Raw genomic sequence first — 18535 nt, forward strand, 5'->3', positions numbered from 1 at the left:
GAAAATGATCAGACAACGAACATTGCGCAATACCATCCGGGCGACCGGGATAGGTTTGCATACTGGGGAAAAAGTCTTTTTGACCCTGAAGCCAGCGCCCGTTGATACGGGTGTGATCTTCCGGCGAACGGACCTGAACCCCGTTGTCGAGATTCATGCTCACGCAGAGAATGTCGGTGATACAACGCTCTCCACAACGTTGGTTAATGGTGATGTTCGCGTGTCGACCGTAGAGCACCTGCTGTCAGCGATGGCAGGGTTAGGTATCGACAACGCCTACGTGGAGCTGAGCTCCTCAGAAGTGCCCATTATGGATGGCAGTGCGGGTCCGTTCGTGTTTTTGATTCAGTCTGCGGGAATCGAAGAGCAGGGCGCGCCCAAAAAGTTCATCCGTATTAAACGTCCAGTTACCGTGAAAGACGGCGATAAAGTCGCGAGTTTTCTCCCTTTTGACGGCTTTAAAGTTTCTTTCACGATCGACTTTGATCACCCTGTTTTCAGGGATCGGACAGGGCACGCTGAGTTGGATTTTTCCAGCACCTCTTTTGTTAAAGAGGTGAGCCGCGCTCGCACATTTGGGTTTATGCATGAAATCGAATACCTGCGCTCCAAGGGTCTAGCCCAGGGCGGCAGTGTCGACAATGCCATCGTGGTGGACGAGTACCGTATTTTGAACGAAGACGGCCTTCGCTATGAAGACGAATTCGTGAAACACAAAGTGCTCGATGCTATTGGTGACCTCTACCTCCTGGGTACCAGCCTTATCGGTGAGTTCAAGGCGTTTAAGTCTGGCCACGGCTTAAATAATGCCTCGCTTCGCAAACTCATCAAAGAGACTGACGCCTGGGAGTGGGTGACCTTTGAAGACCCCGCCGACGCCCCCATCACCTATGCCGCTGCGGCTGCAGTTAACGCGTAATTTCTGGCCATTTCCGGCGCGAGCAACGGCCGCCGGGAATGGCAATCTTTTCTCATCTATGCGATATTGCCACCCGGTAGCGCAGTGCTCGCACAGCTCCTGCTCGCGCCCACTTGCTGGGTGTCGGTCGCAGTGATCTTCACCGATACGCCCTTGAATTTTTGTCATCTGGCCCTCATTGACGTAGTTTAGCGTGGCGCTGCCATTAGGGTTCACAGGCCCTAGCACGCAGGAACTCATATTCCCCGGGAAAGCAACGACTCATCATGATCACATCCGTAGTCAAAAAGGTATTTGGAAGCAAGAATGATCGCGAGCTGAAACGCATGCGAAAAGTTGTTGCACGTATATCCGCCATGGAACAGGAGCTAACCGCTTTAGACGATGCCTCGCTCCAGGCCAAAACCGGTGAATTTCGCCAGCGATTGAGTGCCGGCGAGTCCTTGGATCAGCTCTTGCCGGAAGCGTTTGCGGTGGCCCGAGAGGCTGGCCGGCGGGTGCTCGGTATGCGTCACTTTGATGTGCAGTTGATCGGTGGTATCACCATGCACGAGGGCCGTATTGCGGAGATGCGCACGGGTGAGGGTAAAACGCTTGTGGCGACATTGCCGGTCTATCTTAACGCGCTTGCAGGCAAGGGCGTGTTCGTTGTTACCGTGAACGATTATCTCGCCCAGCGTGATGCCAACTGGATGCGGCCACTCTACGAATTTCTCGGCTTAAGTGTGGGTATCATTCGCTCTGGGCAGGGTGCGGAAGAGAAGCGCGCCGCTTATGAGTCGGATATCACCTACGGCACCAATAATGAATTTGGTTTCGACTATCTGCGCGACAATATGGCCTTCGCGATTGAGGACCGTTATCAGCGCGAATTGAATTTTGCCATTGTCGATGAGGTCGACTCGATCCTGATCGACGAGGCGAGAACGCCGCTGATAATTTCTGGGCCGGCGCAAGACAGCTCAGCCCTTTATAAACAGATAAACCGTTTTATTCCCCAGCTGCAGCCCGTGCCAGAGAGTGAAGGCGAGCCACAAGCGGGTGTTGAAGCGGCAGAAGGCCATTACACCGTTGACGAGAAAATGCGTCAGGTGGAGCTCAACGAGGCAGGCCACCAACTGGTTGAAGATCTGTTGATCCAGGCCGGCCTGTTGGAGGAGGGCGACAGCCTGTATTCGGCTAGCAATCTTAGCCTCCTGCACCATGTTAATTCGGCGCTTCGTGCCCACGTGCTGTTTAACAACAACGTGGAATACATCGTTCAAAATGACCAGGTTGTGTTGATCGATGAACATACTGGCCGGACAATGCCAGGGCGACGCCTGTCTGAGGGCTTGCACCAAGCGATCGAAGCAAAGGAAGGGGTCACTGTTCAAGCTGAGAGCCAAACGCTGGCGTCGACAACCTTCCAGAATTATTTCCGCTTGTTTAACAAGCTCGCCGGTATGACGGGCACGGCAGACACCGAAGCCTTCGAATTTAAGCAGATCTACGGTTTGGACGTGGTGGTCATTCCCACCAATAAGCCCAATGCGCGTCGCGATTTGAATGACCTTGTATACCTGAGCAAAGAAGAAAAGTACGACGCCATTGTTGAAGACGTTAAGGGCATTGTCGAAACGGGCGCCCCGGTTCTGGTGGGTACTGCCTCGATTGAAACGTCTGAGGAAATGTCCAAGCGCTTCAAGCAAGCGGCAATCCCTCACAAAGTGCTGAACGCGAAGTATCACGAGCAAGAAGCAGAAATTATTGCTCAGGCGGGGCGCCCCGGCGTGGTAACGATTGCCACCAACATGGCGGGTCGAGGCACCGATATTGTACTCGGCGGCAGCGTCGATGCAGAAATTGAACAGCTCGATTCGCCCTCAGACGCTGTGATCAGTGAGCTTCGTGAGGCTTGGAAACTGCGCCATGAGCAGGTGATTCAAGCGGGTGGTTTACATATTATCGGCACAGAACGTCACGAGTCTCGCCGTATCGACAACCAGCTTCGCGGTCGTGCGGGGCGCCAGGGCGACCCGGGTCTATCGCGGTTTTACTTGTCTCTGGAAGACAACCTGATGCGTATTTTTGCCTCGGATCGGGTTCGCGGCATTATGCAGGCATTGGGCCTGGAGAAAGGCGAAGCCATTGAGCATCGCATGGTTTCAAACGCCATTGAGAAAGCGCAGCGCAAGGTAGAGGGACGCAACTTCGATATTCGCAAGCAATTGCTGGAATACGATGATGTTGCCAATGACCAGCGGCAAATTATCTACCAGCAGCGCAATGAGCTGCTGGAGTCAGACGACATTAGCGAGATGCTATCGGCTGTTCGCAACGACGTGGTGCAAGATGTCGTCAGCGAGTATATCCCTATGCAGAGCATGGTCGAGCAGTGGGATGTTGCGGGCTTGGAGCGCCGTATCGAAGCGGACTTCGGTGTGAAGTTGCCGATTGCGCAGTGGCTGGATGAAGACAAAAAGCTGCAGGAAGAGGGCGTTCGTCAGCGTATTATCGACGCCGTCGACGCTGCCTATGCCAGCAAGTGCGCGCAAGTTGGGCCGGACATGCGCAAAATTGAGCGCCACATTATGCTGCAAGTGCTCGATACCCTGTGGAAAGAGCATCTGGCAACGATGGATCACCTTCGTCAGGGTATTCATCTGCGCGCTTTTGCGCAGAAGAACCCAAAGCAGGAATACAAGCGCGAGGCCTTCGAGTTATTCCAGCAAATGTTGGAGAGCTTAAAGCACGAGGTTGTGCGCTTCCTGTCGCATTTGCAGCTGCAGCAAGATGAGAGCGCTGAAGCACTTGAGCAGCAGCGCCGCGAAGAACAGGCAAAGCGCGCGATGGAATTCCAGCACGCGGAAAGCTCTGCGCTGGACGATGAGGGGCTGCAAGATGAGCCCAGCGACACGCCAAAAACCCCCGAGACCTTTGTTCGAGAGGGACGTAAGGTTGGGCGCAATGAGCCCTGTCCCTGTGGTTCAGGCAAAAAATACAAACAGTGCCACGGTAAGTTGGACTAACCCTTAGCCTTGTTGAAGGGCAGACAGTCAAAATAGGAAACAGTGATGGCAGTGGGTTCGGGGAAATTTGGGCATTTGCACACCGTGCCAGGTGTGCGTCTTGGTATTGCCAGTGCGGGTATCAAGAAAGTCGGCCGTAAAGATATTGTGGTTTTCGAATTGGCGCCGGGCAGCAGTGTTGCCGGCGTGTTCACGCAGAATGCATTTTGTGCTGCGCCGGTAACGGTGGCCAAGTCTCATATTGCTGGTGCTGAGAGCCGTTACCTTCTGGTGAATACCGGCAATGCAAATGCAGGCACCGGTGAGCAGGGCATGCGCGATGCTAAGCGCTGCTGTGAGGCCTTGGCTGAGCTGACATCGGTATCCCCCGAGCAGGTGTTGCCATTCTCAACAGGTGTGATCGGCGAGTCTCTGCCGGTTGATAAAATACTGACGGCGTTGCCCGATGCCTTGTCTGACCTATCAGAGGATAACTGGGCGGCGGCGGCCAGCGGTATCATGACGACGGACACGCGTCCAAAGGCCTGCTCGCGTCAATTAGAATGGCAAGGCAGCACGATTACGATCACCGGTATCTCCAAGGGTGCCGGCATGATCAAGCCGAATATGGCGACGATGCTTGGCTATGTAGCCTGCGATGCACGCATTGAACCGGGCCTGCTTCAGTCCATGGTCACGCGCTGTGCTAATGGCTCGTTTAACCGCATCACGGTTGATGGCGATACTTCGACGAATGACGCTTGCATGCTGATCGCCAGCGGCGAGTCGGGGCTGGAAGTGACTGAGCAAACGCCGGAATTGTTGGCCGCCTTGCAAGCGCTGTTGGATGAGGTTTTTCTGGAGTTGGCGCACGCCATTGTGCGCGATGGTGAAGGCGCTACCAAGTTTGTAGAAGTGGCGGTGAGTGGGGCGCGGACGTCTGACGAGGCGCTAAAAGTGGCCTACACAGTTGCCGAATCTCCTCTGGTGAAAACTGCCTTGTTTGCCAGCGACCCCAACTGGGGGCGTATCCTTGCGGCCATCGGGCGCGCAGGTGTCGAACGCCTAACGGTTGAAGATGTCAGGGTTCACCTTGACGAGGTGTTGATTGCCGAGCGCGGTGGCCGTGCGGCCTCTTACACTGAAGAGGCTGGTGCTGCCGTGATGAAGAAAGACGAGATTGCTATCCGCATTGATCTCGGTCGCGGCAATGCGCGGGAGACGGTGTGGACCACCGATTTTTCTTATGACTACGTCAAGATTAACGCGGAGTACCGCAGCTAGTGGCGGTCGTGCACGTTGCAGTGGGTGTTATCTGCGATGACCAGCACAATATCCTGATTGCCAAGCGCTCTGCAGACCGCCATCAAGGGGGCCTGTGGGAGTTCCCCGGAGGCAAGGTGGAAAGCGGCGAATCTCTGGTTGAGGCGTTAGAGCGGGAGCTGCAAGAAGAAATAGGGATTAGTCTTGTGCCTGAGCAGTGCTCGCCGCTGCTCAAGATCGAGCACGACTACGGGGATAAACAAGTTTGTTTAGATGTGTGCTGGGTCAGAGGGTTTCGCGGCCAGCCAGAGGGCCGAGAGGGGCAGCCCCTAATGTGGGTTGCACCGCAGAACTTAAGTCAGTACCCCTTTCCCGAAGCAAATCGCGCGATTATCGATGCCATAATGGCGAGTGCAGGTTAACAGGCACTCGCCAATCAGCGCGGCTTGTAGTCGTCGTTTAAGTCGCCACTCAGAATATCTTCATAATCGGGTTGCCCCGGAATATGGTGTTCCTCGTTTGACCAAGCGACAAAATCCTGATTTTTGCAGTTCTCGCTGCAAAATGGGCGGTAAGGGTTGCCGCTGTCCCATTTTAATTTTGCGCCACAGTTTGGGCAGGGCACGATGGTGCTAAGTGTCGTGGGCTTGTTTGCTGTGCTCACTGCGCTTTTTTCTCCTCGGCATAGGCCAAGTACTGCTGGTGCAGTGTTTCCACTTTTACATCCAATTGTTCGATATCGCCACTATTATCAACCACATCATCGGCGGCATCCAACCGTTGTTGGCGGCTGGCCTGGCTGGCCATAATCCGCTCTACTTGGGCCCGGTCATTGTCATCACGCGTCATTGTGCGAGCAACCTGGATGGACTCCGGAACATCGATCACTAATAGGCGGTCACAAAGCGCCTTCTGCCCACCCTCTACCAGTAATGGCGAAACGTAAATGACGTAAGCGCCTTTGGCTTGCTCAAGCTGGTTTAGCGTCTCGGTGGCAATTAGCGGGTGCAGGAGTGCCTCTAACCACTGCTTGTCTTCGGCATTGCTGAATATTCGTTTTCTCAACTCCGCGCGCCGGAGTTCCCCGTTTGCATCCACAATCGCATCACCAAAATGCTGTTGAATAGCCTTTAATGCGTCGCTTCCTGGTTCAACGACCTGGCGGGCTATCACGTCTGCGTCCACGACGGTAATGCCGCGCGTTGCAAAGCGGTCCGACACGGCGGTTTTACCGCTGCCAATGCCGCCACTGAGTCCTACAATGAAGTTGCTCACAATCGAAATTCCGTGTTTATCAAAGCGGTGGTAGCCCGGCGAACGTCAGATAGCCGTTCAATAAGGCAGGGCCCCAAAATAAGGCGATCCAGCCTGCCATCGCAAGGTAGGGGCCAAAGGGAATGGTGCCGGCATTGTCCCGACCTTTGATCGCCAGCAGCATGCCGCCGAGCACCGCGCCGACTACCGATGACAGCAAAATGATAACCGGCAGCATCTGCCAACCGAGCCAGGCACCGAGGGCGGCCAGTAGCTTAAAGTCGCCGTAGCCCATCCCCTCTTTGCCTGTTGCCAGCTTAAACAGCCAGTAAACCGACCACAGAGACAAATAGCCAAAGATCGCGCCCCAAACGGCGTCCTGAAGCGGCACGGTCCCACTCAAGGCGTTGTACGCCAGGCCGAGCCAGAGCAGTGGCAGGGTCAAGCTGTCTGGCAGGAGTTTGTGGTCGATATCTATCATGCTCATCACCAGCAGCAGCCAACTGAAGACAATGACGGCTGCGGTGTGCCAGGACATACCGAACTGAACGGCGGCAAAGACGGCGAGGATGGCCGTTGCGAGTTCTATCGCGGGATAACGCAAGCCGATTCCCGCTTTACAGTTGGCGCAGCGACCGCGTAAAAGTATGAAGCTGATAAGAGGGATATTCTGCCAGGCTCTCACGGGGGCGTGGCAATGGGGGCAGTGCGAATGGGGGTAAGACAGCGTAAAGTGTTCCTGCGAATCCGTCCCGTCCTGCTCCAGAATGAGCCTGCACTCCTGCTTCCAGCGCGCCTCCATCATTTTGGGTAAACGGTAAATAACAACGTTAAAAAAACTGCCAAACAATAGGCTAAAGACGGCGAGCAGCGCCATGCTTAGCGCTGGGTTGGAGTGTAAATAGCTCAGGGTAGACATGAATAAAACCTAGCGTTGCGCCGCGCAATGTTGGCTAGCGGCGCTTGAAGTAGTGGACAAGCCCGAGATGGTTAAATCGCGGAACCCAGCATGAAGATTGGTAGGTACATTGCGATCATCAAACCGCCAACCAGCACGCCGAGAACCGACATAATGAAGGGCTCTAGCAGCGCCGTCAGAGAGTCTACCGCATTGTCCACGGCCTCTTCGTAATGATTGGCCACTTTATCGAGCATTTCGTCCAGCGAGCCAGACTCTTCACCTATCGAGACCATCTGCAGCAGCATGGTGGGGAAGAGATTAGTAAAGCGGATGGCAGAATACAGCGTCTGCCCCGTGGTCACGTCGTCGCGAATTTGAATAATGGCTTTGTTGTATACGGCATTGCCCGCGGCGCCGGCAACAGAGTTGAGGGCATCTACCAGCGGAACACCGGCGCCGAAAGTGGTGGCGAGGGTGCGAGAGAAGCGGGCAATGACCGAGTTGTAAATAATATCGCCGACAGCGGGTATTTTAAGAGAGACCTTGTCGACCCAGTCTGAAAAAGCCTGAGAGCGCCGGCGTGCCTGACCAAAGGCATACACCGATACGCCAATAGCGGCGAACATAATATACCAATTGGCCTGCATCCACTCCGACATCCCTACCACAAGTTTGGTGAATGCTGGCAGATCTGAGCCGAAGCTTTCAAAAGTAGCGGCAAACTGGGGAACGACCTTGATAAGCAGTATCGCGGTGACCACGATGGCGACGACAATAACCGCAATGGGGTAGGTGAGGGCTTTTTTGATCTTGGCTTTTAGTGCCTCGGTTTTTTCCTTGTAGGTCGCTACACGGTCAAGCATGAGTTCAAGCGTACCGGATTGCTCGCCGGACTCGACCAGGCTACAAAACAAATCATCGAAGTACTTGGGGTGTTTGGCGCAGGCGGCGGCAAAGCTGCCGCCGGAGGCTACATCGTTTTTAATGGCGTTGACCAGCTCGGTCATTGTCGGGTTGCCCGCGCCCTCGGCGACAATGTCGAAGCTTTGCACCAGCGGCACCCCGGCTTTAAGCATGGTGGCCATTTGCCGGGTGAAAATGGCGATATCTGCCGGTTTGATTGGCTTTTTGCTACTGAACAGTGGCTTGGGCTTACGCTTTACAACCTTGGGGGCAATGCCCTGCTTGCGCAACTGCGCCTTGGCAATCGCCGGAGAAATAGCAACCATTTCTCCACGGGTTTTTCGGCCTTGCTTATCGGTACCCTGCCAGACAAAAACGGCATCTTTATTCTGTGCGGCCATAATGCTTCTCGAATCTTGTTTTAATCTTTGGTCACGCGGTTAACTTCACTGAGGCTGGTGACGCCTTGTGCGCACTTCTTGAGTGCAGACTGGCGCAAATTATTAAAGCCTTCTCGTTGCGCCTGGTCGGCAATTTCCAATGAGTTGCCGTTCTCCATGATAATACGAGAGATATCTGGTGTTATGCGAACAACTTCGTATATCCCAACGCGGCCTTTGAAACCGTTGTTGCAGCGCTCACAGCCAACCGGCTCCATAATCATAGCTGAGCTTAGCATTTCTTCCGTAAAACCTTCCTCTAACAGGGTTTCTTTAGGGATATCTGCAGGTTTTGCGCATTCCTTGCAGAGCCTGCGAGCCAGACGCTGGGCAATAATTAAGCTGACGGAGGTTGCCACATTGAAGGCGGGCACACCCATGTTCAGCAGGCGGGTTAAGGTTTCCGGGGCACTATTGGTGTGCAGGGTAGATAAAACCAAGTGACCAGTCTGCGCGGCCTTAATAGCAATTTCGGCGGTTTCGAGGTCCCGTATCTCACCCACCATGATAATGTCGGGGTCCTGACGCAGGAAGGATCGCAGGGCCTCGGCAAAGCCCAGGCCGACCTTGGTATTCACGTGTACCTGGTTAATGCCTTCCAGGTTGATCTCTACCGGGTCTTCTGCCGTGGAGATATTGAGCTCTGGGGTATTGAGAATGTTCAGGCCGGTATACAGCGATACCGTCTTACCTGAGCCTGTCGGCCCCGTCACCAAAATCATACCTTGAGGCTGGTTGAGGGCCGATAGGTACATCTCCTTTTGCTCGGGCTCATAACCCAGAGCGTCGATGCCCATTTGTGCGGAAGACGGGTCAAGAATCCGCAGCACGACCTTCTCTCCCCACAGCGTGGGCAGCGTGTTTACACGAAAGTCGATAGCGCGGGTTTTGGACAGCTTCATTTTTATGCGGCCATCCTGGGGGATGCGTCGCTCAGAGATATCCATTTGTGACATAACTTTCAAGCGCGCAGCCAGTCGAAAGCCCAGTGATGCCGGCGGGCGGGCGACTTCCTGCAAAATACCGTCGGTGCGAAAGCGCACACGGTAGGTCTTTTCGTAGGGTTCGAAGTGAATATCGGAAGCGCCGCCGCGAATCGCGTCCAGCAAGACTTTATTTACGAATTTGACGACGGGCGCTTCGTCGGCACCGCTGCTATCGCCTTCAGCAGCAGCGTCCTCGTCTACCGCCTGAACGTCCAAGTTCTCCAGGTCGATATCATCCATCTCACCCAGGCTGTCGGTGAGAGACTCTTCCTGGGCGGCCATATAGCTATCGATGGCTGCGTTCAGCGCGGACTCCTCAACAACAATGGGCTCAGTGCTGAGGTTGGTATGAAATTTTACCTGATCCAAGGCGTGGAGATTGGTGGGGTCCGACATGCCTATATAGAGGCGCTTCCCCCGCTGCCACAAAGGCACAATGCGGTGGCTGCGTATCAACTTGCTGTCTACCAGTTTTTTCGGCGCCAAGTCGATATTGAAGGCCCGCAAATCCAAAAAGGGAATGCCAAACTCATCCGCGGCTGCCTCGGCCACGGCGATGCCATCCACCAGCTTGCTGGCCACCAAATGGCTGACAAAGCTTTTCTTCTCTTTGCTCGCGGCTTCTTGCGCCCTGCGAATGCCGGCCTCATCGATTAAACCGTCGAAGACCAGTCGGCGAGCCAAACCGGTTAAGGGCGTGCTGGAAGAGTTCATAAGCCGTTCTTTTTCTTGGTGTTGGATAGAGAAATATCGAAATGCATACAGTACTCTAGCACGCTCGCTCGGGTAGTTGGATAGGGAGTTCAACAGGAAAGTCTCCTCCCATCGAGTGTCGACACACTTGCCCCATCTGGTATTGGAGAAAAATAATAATGGCGTCCTTGCCCTCGCTAAAGGCTTTCGGCTTTGATCTAAAGCGTCCCGCAGACTTGCTGCAACTAATCTTGCTACTGTTGGTGTTCTCAGTCGCCCTGCTAACCGGCACTTGGGATCTGGGCAACTCCCGGATTGTGATGTACCACCAGCTGGTATTTATCGCCGCGTTTGCGTTGCTACAGGCTTGGCGGGTTGCGTGGTTGCCGCTCATTCGCGATAACCGTTGGATTTTGGTGCTTACACTTGCTTGGGTGGTGTCGGTTTCGGTGTCTTTTTACACCTCGCCGCTGAATTTACAGTTTCTGACGGTGGCGCAGTTTCGCTATGCAGAGACGCTGGTACATATTTTTTTCTTCCTTTCGTTATATGTTTCTAACCAATTAAGCCCTTTGCTAATCAAGAAGGTACTGACCGCTATTGTATTCAGTAATGCGCTGGTTGTAGTGCATGCCTTTTTAACGTGGCACTTTAGTCCGGAGCTCAATATCCATACTCACAAGATGTGGTTTAGCAACTTCCCGATGGCAGGTCATGCTCGGCACGCAGGTTACAATATGCTCGTAGCGGTATTGGCTGCAATTGGGTTGGTCATATCAAGCCGGCAGCGACGCGGCGCACTGCTGGCGACTATAGGCCTGATAGTGGTTGGTAGTTGCCTTGTTTGGTTGGGCGGGCGTGGTTCCATGCTCTCAGCGATTATAGGCCTCCTAGTTGCTGGGCTAGTGTTCCGGCCCAAAATAGCGCCATTTAAGAAGGCGGCGATTGCTGGGGCGATAGTGCTATCGGTATTTTTCGCCGAGCAGTCGTCGCACTTTGGTTTTAACGGGCTGGGAAATTCTGTTGCGCGTTCAGTCGCCGCTGAGGATCTTAATCGTCTGTCCTCAAGCCGCTTGGCGATATGGCGGGACTCACTAGAAAAGCTAGACGGGCATTGGCTAAAGGGGCTCGGCTCTCAAGCTTATCTATTGCTGCCAGACAAGATCGCCCGAAAAACCTCCATGCCTCATAACGTTTTTGTTCAGTTCCTGCTTGAGTGGGGGGTAATTGGCACGCTGTTGTTTTCTGCACTATTCGCCACTTTGCTGTACCGCATTGCTTGTGTATCCGCTCAGTCGCAGGGGCAAAGCGAGCTTGGGTTGGTATTTTCTGCGTCGGCGATTGTTGTTGCTCTGTCGGCACACGGCCTAACAGATGGCACCTTTTACCACGGAAAGGCGAGCTTTTATTTGGCGTTGACGGCCGCGCTTTGCTTTGCGTTCACTAAGCGTCAAAATTTGGCAATAGCTGACAAATAGTGTCACTGCTTGTGCTGGCAGTTCGGTTAAAGCCCGTATTTTACGAAGCGAGGCGGGTTGGCACGAAAACCGCATAGCTAATTACAGGTTGATAGTGGTCAATCGCAATAAATAAGTATCTGGAGAAGACTATGAAGCAAGTACAGCAGGGTTTTACACTGATTGAATTGATGATCGTGGTGGCGATTATCGGTATTTTGGCAGCGGTCGCATTGCCTGCTTATCAAGATTACACAGTTCGTGCGAAAATGTCTGAGGTCGTTCTCGCGGCGTCTGCGTGCCGTACAACTATTACTGAGGTGGTCCAGAGCTCCGACAGTCTGCCGACGGCGGGAAATTGGGGGTGCGAAAGCTCTACTGCCACTTCTAAGTACGTAAAATCTGTGGCTACGGACGGTAATGGCGTAATCACTGTTACTGCAGATGGCATTGATGCTGCAGTCAATGATGAAACGATCACTTTAATTCCGACTACCGCAACTGATGGTACAGTGACTGCTCCAACAGCTGGTGGATCTATTTACGAATGGATTTGTGGTGGTACTGGCACATCTGTCCCAGCAAAGTATCTACCCGGTTCATGTCGCGGTTAATATCGCTTAAAGCGATTGGGAGAGGCGTCCAATAGGGCGCCTTTTTTATTTGGAGTTCTGCAACGTTGTCAGCCCTTGCACTTTTTATCCTTACCACACTTTCGTATTTTGGCTCTGTAAACCCAAATCCTTTAGGACTGATTAGCGGCATCTTCATTTTTTGCGCTGCCGTTGCCATACTGTGGTGGCTGGTGGGCGGAAAGCGCGGTTGGTTGGGAAGTTTAGTATCCTGCTTGTTGGTCGCATTATTTCTTTTGCTCACTGTCTCTAATTGGTGGCACTTTCAATATTTTCAGTCTTACTTTAATTATGAAGCGCTTGCCTTAATTGGTGATGCGCCTGAGGCGCTGAAAAGTGTTTCGCAATTTGAATACACACGCGAAGCCGTCGTCCTCGCCGTCGGAAGCCTACTTCCTTTAGTGCTAGCGCAGCTATTTAGTCTGCCTCTTATACCGCGCTCGCCGCGCGTGCGGTATGTTGGCGCGGCAAGTTTTTTTGCCGCAGCGCTGGTTTCAGGTGGTATCGTTCACAGTTCAGTGGCGAACTATAAAAGCGTGGGGATATTCAGTTTGTCGCCGGCTTACCTCCATCCCGTGCATGCTTTTTTCATGTCGATGTCGAGTCAGCAAGAGCATGTTGGCGCGGAGTTCGAGGCGCTTAATTTATTCCAGCAGGCGAACCGTGGCGACTCTACATTTGTTGAGCGCAGTAACAAAAATATCATTGTTATTATGCTTGAATCTGTTCGTGCTTCCCAGCTGGATTACTATGCAGCATTGGGTGGTAAGGAGGGTATAGCGGCGACCCCTGTATTCAACGCCTTTGCTGCCAACAATATTTCGGCAAAGAATTTTTACGCCAATACCAATTTCACCGTGAAAGGCGAGATGGCGATTTGGTGCGGTCTGTTGGATCGCAACGCCAAGCCGCCGCTGTCGACGATTAGTGAACAGCTAGCGAACAACTTACCTTGCATGCCGTCAATGCTTCGCGACTTGGGGTATGACACGCGCTTTTATCACGGCTATCAATCGCGCTTTTATAACCGCCGTGCGTTTTTGCCTAAAGTGGGTTTTGAAAACAGCCTCTTCTTTGCTGATGTGAGTGAGGGGCGTTCGGTTGAAGAAATTGGCTGGGGTATTTCCGATGAGGCAATGCTGGGCCTGATGCTCGACGAGCTTCAGTCGCTAGCTTCGCCATTTTTTGCTCATATCACCACGCTCAGCAGTCACTACCCCTTTCATTGGCAGTGGCCGGAGGCATCCCAGTCCGCCCAGTTCGTGGAGAGCGGGGATAAGCTTTACGACAATTACCGAAGGGCCGTGGCCTACGAAGATTACGCTTTTGGCAAATTTTGGGAGGCTTTTAAGCGCTCCCCTCTCGCTGAAAATACGATTGTTGTCGTCACGGCTGACCACGGCGTGTGGACGTTTTCGCCGGAGGATGCGGCGCAGGGCGACAATGTTGTGCTGGATGAAAAATTTTTCCGTATGCCGTTGGCGATATACCATCCTGACGTGGACGAGCCTCAGGTCATTGAGCAGGTTTCCAGTCAAATTGATATTGCGCCGACGCTACTGGCAATGCTGGGTTTGCCCCATGACGAGTTTGTTGGAAAGAACATGCTTACCGAGGTGGAGCGGCCCTGGGCGCTGATGATGAAAAGTGGCCAGCTAGTGGTGCGCGTTGAGAATATGCTTTGCCGGATAAACGGGCGGGAATGTGCAGGCCTGCATCAAGAATGCATCGCCCACCAGTTTGGTGAGCTCTTTCTGAAGAAATTCACTGACATGCAGGCTTGTTATAACGTTGATGGCGACCTGCTTCAGGGCGGCACTTATTCAGGAGTGGCAGAGAGTGAGCCGTGGTTGCAGCACGGTTTCAATCTCATTAATTATCACAATAAGCGTGCGCTTGGTGCTACCGACTAAGGGCTTCTTATGTCAGCCGCATCGACAAATCCACTGCCCTGGCATGCTTAGTCAATGCGCCTATCGAGATGTAATCAACGCCGGTCTCTGCAATTCCTGCCAGTGTGGCTTTGCTAACATTTCCCGAGGCCTCTAGTTTGGCGCGGCCTGCGGTTAGGTCCACGCCTTTGCGCATATCGTCCAGGCTGAAGTTATCCAGCATGATGGTGTCAGCGCGGGCGTCGAGGGCTTGTTCCAGCTCGTTCAATGACTCTACTTCAACTTCCACGGGTTTGCCTGGTGCCAGCTGGCGGGCAGCCGCGATAGCGTTGGCGATGCTGCCGGCAGCTGCAATGTGGTTCTCTTTAATAAGGAAAGCGTCGTAAAGGCCGATGCGATGGTTGTGGCAGCCGCCGCAGGTTACAGCGTATTTTTGCGCGGTGCGCAGGCCGGGAATGGTTTTGCGGGTGTCCAGAAGTTTGACCTGGGTATGCGCCACAATGTCGGCGTAGTCTCGGCAGGTAGTGGCGGTGCCAGAAAGCAGCTGCAGAAAATTGAGAGCACTGCGCTCACCGGTCAGCAGGCTTCTGGCTTTTCCTTGTAGCTCAAATAACACGCTATTTGGTTCAACGCGGTCCCCGTCTTTGACGTGCCAGGTAACTGTGACTGAGTTATCAATTTGTCGAAATACTTCGTCTACCCAGGCCTGCCCGCATATAACCGCTGCCTCTCGGCTGATAATTTTTGCAGCGGCGATTTCTGTGTCCGGGATTAACATGGCGGTGATGTCACCGCTGCCGATATCCTCCTTCAGTGCTGCGCGTACAGCGGATTGAACGTCGTTTTCAGTGGCTGTCGGGAGGGGCATGGATAGGCCTCAATGGCAAATTTACTGATAAAAATTTATGGCGATTCCGCTGGCAACAACACAGTTGCCCCTAGTCTTCTAGGTAGTTTCCCGCGCTGGTCGCTGGGAAATGGCAGCTGCTATAAAACGCCTAAGTGAAAGGTTGCGGATGCGCGACGCAGGCGGAGTTTACCAAGATGGGAGGTATAGGTGTAGTTGAGTGCGCAGATATGCATAATTCGCTACTGACGACTCAACGACACTTTGGTATAACTGTGTGACCTAGGAAGGGTTGAAGCAAGCAAGGACGGCTAAGGTCGTGTCCCGAGCGGTGGGTTTCCAATACATTGCCATCGCATATCGAGATACAACGTACAAATAGAATACTAGCAGTTCGACAGATGGCTGGCAGAAATCAAAATGACTGATAAACCCAACAATGTTGTGGATTTAACCACACGCAGAGACCCGACACCCGGCGCCGCTGACGCCAGTGTGGCCGAGTTGCCTGCCGGTATGGCGGCCCTGCGTGAGAAATGTCAGTTATTCTTGGCAGAGCGTCTTACCAGCTTATTGGACGATGTCGATGACACGCTCTTTGAGCTTGCGGACGAAGCGAGCAGTGCCAAAGAACAGCATCTGTATTTTGACTCGATGCGTGAAATTCGCGTTCATCGCCAAGTGATAGAGCAAAAATTTAGCACAAAACTTCGCGACAATTTTACGGATCAGCTGAACGCCGCCGTCAACGGCGCTGCAGACCGAGGTCGAGCTAAGTTAAAGCTGCTTGAGTCAGATGCTCTGGAAGAGCTGGTTGCTATTGAAGGCATGGCGAAGAAAGCCGAGCGCCAGCACTTGCAACAATTGTGGCAGTTGAGTGTTGCCTGGCAACATAGTGTTGGTGGCGAAAGTATCAGTGCGGCGGAGTTGCCAATGGGGCCGGCAAAAATTGCCAAGGCCTTCAGTGAGGCATGCCGCGACCTGAATATCGATATCAAAGCCCGTTTAATACTGTTTAAGATGTTCGACAGCCAAATCATCTCCCGCTATGGCGAGCTGTTTGATTTGATGCTGCCGGTGTTGGAGACAAGCGGCGTCGCCTTGGAATCAGAGCAACCTGAGCCTCGGCAGCGCGAAGATGAGTCCTCGGCGGCAACGGAGTCCTCCGGGGCTGTGGATGAAGGGAATTCGCGGCCGGCTGCTGAGTTGGTAAATCAATTGGTCGATGCCATGGACGAGGTCTTTCAACAGGCCTCTGCGAATGAGTCGGCGACTCTTTCCAAGCCGTCGTTTATGGTCGCCCTGCAAGATATGCAGGACGAGCAGTTTAGCCACTTGAAAACCCGGGGTGCGGCGAACGACAGTCACGCATTTCTTGAGATTTCGCAAAAGCTGGTTTCCCGGCTACGCGAAGTGAGCCGGGTTTCGCAAAATGATGCGTCGGCGCTCTCCCTCGAGAGAGATCAGGATACCGTGCATTTCGTCGGTACCTTATTCCAGTATATGCTCGAAGGCGATGGGCTTTCCGATCCTCTGAAGCGCTTGTTGGCTCACTTGCAGATCCCGATTCTAAAAATGGCGATGCTGGATAAGAGCTTCTTTAGTCGAGAAGAGCACCCGGCCAGAAAGTTGCTCAGTGCGATCGTTGGCGCGGGTATTGGTTGGTCGCCTGTTTCCACGCCCGAAAAAGACCCGCTGTATAAAAAGCTTGAAGAAGTCGTCATGCGTATTCTGGGTGATTTCGGTGTAGATACTCAGGTTTTCGTCGACGTTTTGACGGAGTTTGGTAAATTTCAGGAAAAGGCCCAGCGTCGCGCCGAGTTGGTGGCTCAGCGCACAATCAACGCAGAGGGCGGTCGGGCAACTGCCCAGGCGGCGCGCTCATATATTTCCGGCTTGCTGGAAGACAAGCTCAGCGAGGCGGATTACCCTCCGGTGGCCCGCAAAGTCTTGTTAGACGGCTGGAGTAAGGTACTGTTCCTAAGCTATGTGCAGTCTGGCCCCGAGAGCGCAAGTTTCAAAGACGAAGTGCAATTTGTTGAGCGCTTTTTGTGGAGCGTTGCCCCAAATAATGAAGCCGAGCACCGCAATGAGCTGATTACCGCGCTGCCGGTGCTGATTGAAACGCTTCGACTCGGGTTTAATCGGGTGTCGCTAAATGCGTTCGAAACCGGTAAGTGGTTTGAGCAGCTTGAGCGTTTGCACCTAGCTAAATTAAGCCGAAATGAGGCGCCGTCGGCACCGCGCGCGGCAGATGAAGAGCAAGCATTAGAAGATTTGGACGCCGCCTTGGCAGAGCTCGATGAGCCAGCGGTGGTATCAACGGAAAACGTTACTGCCGATGAGGCGGTTGAGCCTGAGTTAAGTTCAAATGAGTCGCCGATTGACGATGCGGCAAGCACCGCCGCGGCGCTTGAGGCCTTGCGCGTTGGCAACTGGGTGGACTTGCGTCAAGACGACGGAAAAATGCTGCGTTGCCGCTTGGCGGCAGTGATTAACGGCATTGGTAAGTACATCTTCGTCAATCGCGCTGGAATTAAAGTCGCTGAATACGATATGGATACCCTGCGATCAGCAGTGGTTGACGGCGATATCGTGCTGATCGAAGACGACAGAATGTTTGACCGGGCACTGGAGTCGGTGATTAGTAACCTGCGTGACATGCACGACAAGCCGCTAAGTTAAGGCATCTCTGAGTTATCACCGAATTAATCAGAGGCGCCTTAAGTACTGCGCGGCTGGGCTTGTCCGGCCTCACTAAATTTCTCATGGCCTGGTATACTTTCCCGCAGAAACGCGGGAGTGCAGATGTACACGATTGATAAAAATGGGTGGTTTGAACACGCCCGCAAAACCCCCTCCGAAAACTTCAATGCTCGCCCCGAAGGGGAGGAGATTGACCTTCTGCTCATCCACAATATCAGCCTGCCACCCGGGCAGTTTGGCACGGGCTGCGTGCCGCAGTTTTTTTGTAATACCTTGGACTGCAGTCAGGATCCGGCGCTGGCCGATATTCAGGAGTTGAAAGTCTCGGCGCACTTATTCATTGACCGAGAAGGCGAGTGCTTCCAGTTTGTCTCCCTGCTCGACCGCGCCTGGCATGCGGGGGTGTCGCAATTTTGTGGCCGGGACAACTGCAACGACTTTAGTATTGGCATTGAGCTGGAGGGTGAAGACCACCGCCCCTATACCGAGCGGCAGTACCACGAGTTAGCGGCAGTCACGCGCGCCTTGCGTCAGCGGTTTCCAAAAATTAATCTAGAGCGTATCGTTGGGCACTGTGATGTTGCGCCCGGAAGAAAAACCGATCCGGGGCCGGCCTTTAACTGGGACAAATTGCGCGCCTTGTTAGCTTAAC

The 18535-nt window shown here is 53.5% G+C and carries 15 protein-coding genes; 9 read left to right on the forward strand and 6 right to left on the reverse strand.

Annotated features, from left to right (window positions below):
* Nucleotides 1-4: 4 nt before the first annotated feature.
* The 4 genes from lpxC to mutT all read left to right on the forward strand — a co-directional run bounded on the left by lpxC (nucleotide 5) and on the right by mutT (nucleotide 5594).
* Nucleotides 5-919, forward strand: coding sequence for a UDP-3-O-acyl-N-acetylglucosamine deacetylase (gene lpxC / locus ABNS66_RS04665; protein ID WP_286838427.1), 915 nt, complete (start codon nucleotides 5-7; stop codon nucleotides 917-919).
* Between the two features lie 266 nt (nucleotides 920-1185).
* A complete protein-coding gene (gene secA / locus ABNS66_RS04670; RefSeq protein WP_286838430.1) occupies nucleotides 1186-3930 on the forward strand; it encodes a preprotein translocase subunit SecA in 2745 nt (914 codons plus the stop codon).
* 45 nt (nucleotides 3931-3975) lie between these two features.
* Nucleotides 3976-5193 carry a bifunctional glutamate N-acetyltransferase/amino-acid acetyltransferase ArgJ gene (argJ, locus tag ABNS66_RS04675; protein ID WP_286693874.1) on the forward strand — a complete coding sequence of 406 codons (1218 nt, stop codon included), beginning with the start codon at nucleotides 3976-3978 and terminating at the stop codon, nucleotides 5191-5193.
* Nucleotides 5193-5594: an 8-oxo-dGTP diphosphatase MutT gene (gene mutT / locus ABNS66_RS04680; protein WP_204997312.1), complete on the forward strand. Its 402-nt coding sequence runs from the start codon at nucleotides 5193-5195 to the stop codon at nucleotides 5592-5594. The genes argJ and mutT overlap by 1 nt, the downstream gene beginning before the upstream one ends.
* A 14-nt stretch (nucleotides 5595-5608) precedes the next feature.
* Here mutT and ABNS66_RS04685 read toward each other — a convergent pair whose 3' ends face one another.
* The 5 genes from ABNS66_RS04685 to pilB form a co-directional block, all read right to left on the reverse strand.
* Nucleotides 5609-5836, reverse strand: coding sequence for a DNA gyrase inhibitor YacG (locus ABNS66_RS04685; RefSeq protein WP_348655233.1), 228 nt, complete (start codon nucleotides 5834-5836; stop codon nucleotides 5609-5611).
* Entirely contained in the window at nucleotides 5833-6447 is a 615-nt protein-coding gene (gene coaE / locus ABNS66_RS04690) for a dephospho-CoA kinase (RefSeq protein WP_286838432.1), read from the reverse strand. Before coaE ends, ABNS66_RS04685 begins: the two co-directional genes overlap by 4 nt.
* Before the next feature lie 19 nt (nucleotides 6448-6466).
* On the reverse strand, nucleotides 6467-7345 hold the full coding sequence (locus ABNS66_RS04695) for an A24 family peptidase (protein ID WP_286838434.1): 879 nt from the start codon (nucleotides 7343-7345) through the stop codon (nucleotides 6467-6469).
* 71 nt (nucleotides 7346-7416) lie between these two features.
* Nucleotides 7417-8631 carry a type II secretion system F family protein gene (locus ABNS66_RS04700; RefSeq protein WP_286838436.1) on the reverse strand — a complete coding sequence of 405 codons (1215 nt, stop codon included), beginning with the start codon at nucleotides 8629-8631 and terminating at the stop codon, nucleotides 7417-7419.
* A gap of 20 nt (nucleotides 8632-8651) precedes the next feature.
* Nucleotides 8652-10370, reverse strand: coding sequence for a type IV-A pilus assembly ATPase PilB (gene pilB / locus ABNS66_RS04705; protein WP_286693878.1), 1719 nt, complete (start codon nucleotides 10368-10370; stop codon nucleotides 8652-8654).
* Nucleotides 10371-10528: 158 nt separating this feature from the next.
* Between pilB and ABNS66_RS04710 the strand changes: the two genes are divergently transcribed.
* From ABNS66_RS04710 to ABNS66_RS04720, 3 genes are all read left to right on the forward strand, one after another.
* The gene (locus ABNS66_RS04710) at nucleotides 10529-11827 is read left to right on the forward strand and encodes an O-antigen ligase family protein (RefSeq protein WP_286838439.1); all 1299 of its coding nucleotides are present in this window, start codon (nucleotides 10529-10531) and stop codon (nucleotides 11825-11827) included.
* A gap of 131 nt (nucleotides 11828-11958) precedes the next feature.
* Nucleotides 11959-12420 carry a pilin gene (locus tag ABNS66_RS04715; RefSeq protein WP_286838441.1) on the forward strand — a complete coding sequence of 154 codons (462 nt, stop codon included), beginning with the start codon at nucleotides 11959-11961 and terminating at the stop codon, nucleotides 12418-12420.
* A 536-nt stretch (nucleotides 12421-12956) separates the two neighbouring features.
* On the forward strand, nucleotides 12957-14351 hold the full coding sequence (locus tag ABNS66_RS04720) for an LTA synthase family protein (protein WP_286838443.1): 1395 nt from the start codon (nucleotides 12957-12959) through the stop codon (nucleotides 14349-14351).
* A 7-nt stretch (nucleotides 14352-14358) separates the two neighbouring features.
* Here ABNS66_RS04720 and nadC read toward each other — a convergent pair whose 3' ends face one another.
* Nucleotides 14359-15198 carry a carboxylating nicotinate-nucleotide diphosphorylase gene (gene nadC, locus ABNS66_RS04725; RefSeq protein WP_204997409.1) on the reverse strand — a complete coding sequence of 280 codons (840 nt, stop codon included), beginning with the start codon at nucleotides 15196-15198 and terminating at the stop codon, nucleotides 14359-14361.
* 399 nt (nucleotides 15199-15597) lie between these two features.
* Between nadC and ABNS66_RS04730 the strand changes: the two genes are divergently transcribed.
* The gene (locus tag ABNS66_RS04730) at nucleotides 15598-17862 is read left to right on the forward strand and encodes a DUF1631 domain-containing protein (RefSeq protein ID WP_348655234.1); all 2265 of its coding nucleotides are present in this window, start codon (nucleotides 15598-15600) and stop codon (nucleotides 17860-17862) included.
* 123 nt (nucleotides 17863-17985) lie between these two features.
* Nucleotides 17986-18534 (forward strand): 1,6-anhydro-N-acetylmuramyl-L-alanine amidase AmpD, encoded by a 549-nt coding sequence (gene ampD, locus ABNS66_RS04735; RefSeq protein ID WP_204997411.1) that lies wholly within the window; start codon nucleotides 17986-17988, stop codon nucleotides 18532-18534.
* The last annotated feature ends 1 nt before the right edge of the window (nucleotide 18535 follow it).

It is taken from the genome of uncultured Spongiibacter sp., assembly GCF_964011655.1.
Taxonomy (GTDB): Bacteria; Pseudomonadota; Gammaproteobacteria; order Pseudomonadales; family Spongiibacteraceae; genus Spongiibacter; species Spongiibacter marinus.

Excerpts from the sequence above, each read along its gene's own strand:
- pilB (WP_286693878.1), bottom strand. The coding sequence starts at position 10,370 with ATGAACTCTTCCAGCACGCCCTTAACCGGTTTGGCTCGCCGACTGGTC.
- ABNS66_RS04730 (WP_348655234.1), top strand. The coding sequence starts at position 15,598 with ATGACTGATAAACCCAACAATGTTGTGGATTTAACCACACGCAGAGAC.
- secA (WP_286838430.1), top strand. The coding sequence starts at position 1,186 with ATGATCACATCCGTAGTCAAAAAGGTATTTGGAAGCAAGAATGATCGC.
- ABNS66_RS04710 (WP_286838439.1), top strand. The coding sequence starts at position 10,529 with ATGGCGTCCTTGCCCTCGCTAAAGGCTTTCGGCTTTGATCTAAAGCGT.
- ABNS66_RS04695 (WP_286838434.1), bottom strand. The coding sequence starts at position 7,345 with ATGTCTACCCTGAGCTATTTACACTCCAACCCAGCGCTAAGCATGGCG.
- ampD (WP_204997411.1), top strand. The coding sequence starts at position 17,986 with ATGTACACGATTGATAAAAATGGGTGGTTTGAACACGCCCGCAAAACC.
- ABNS66_RS04700 (WP_286838436.1), bottom strand. The coding sequence starts at position 8,631 with ATGGCCGCACAGAATAAAGATGCCGTTTTTGTCTGGCAGGGTACCGAT.
- lpxC (WP_286838427.1), top strand. The coding sequence starts at position 5 with ATGATCAGACAACGAACATTGCGCAATACCATCCGGGCGACCGGGATA.
- nadC (WP_204997409.1), bottom strand. The coding sequence starts at position 15,198 with ATGCCCCTCCCGACAGCCACTGAAAACGACGTTCAATCCGCTGTACGC.
- argJ (WP_286693874.1), top strand. The coding sequence starts at position 3,976 with ATGGCAGTGGGTTCGGGGAAATTTGGGCATTTGCACACCGTGCCAGGT.
- ABNS66_RS04715 (WP_286838441.1), top strand. The coding sequence starts at position 11,959 with ATGAAGCAAGTACAGCAGGGTTTTACACTGATTGAATTGATGATCGTG.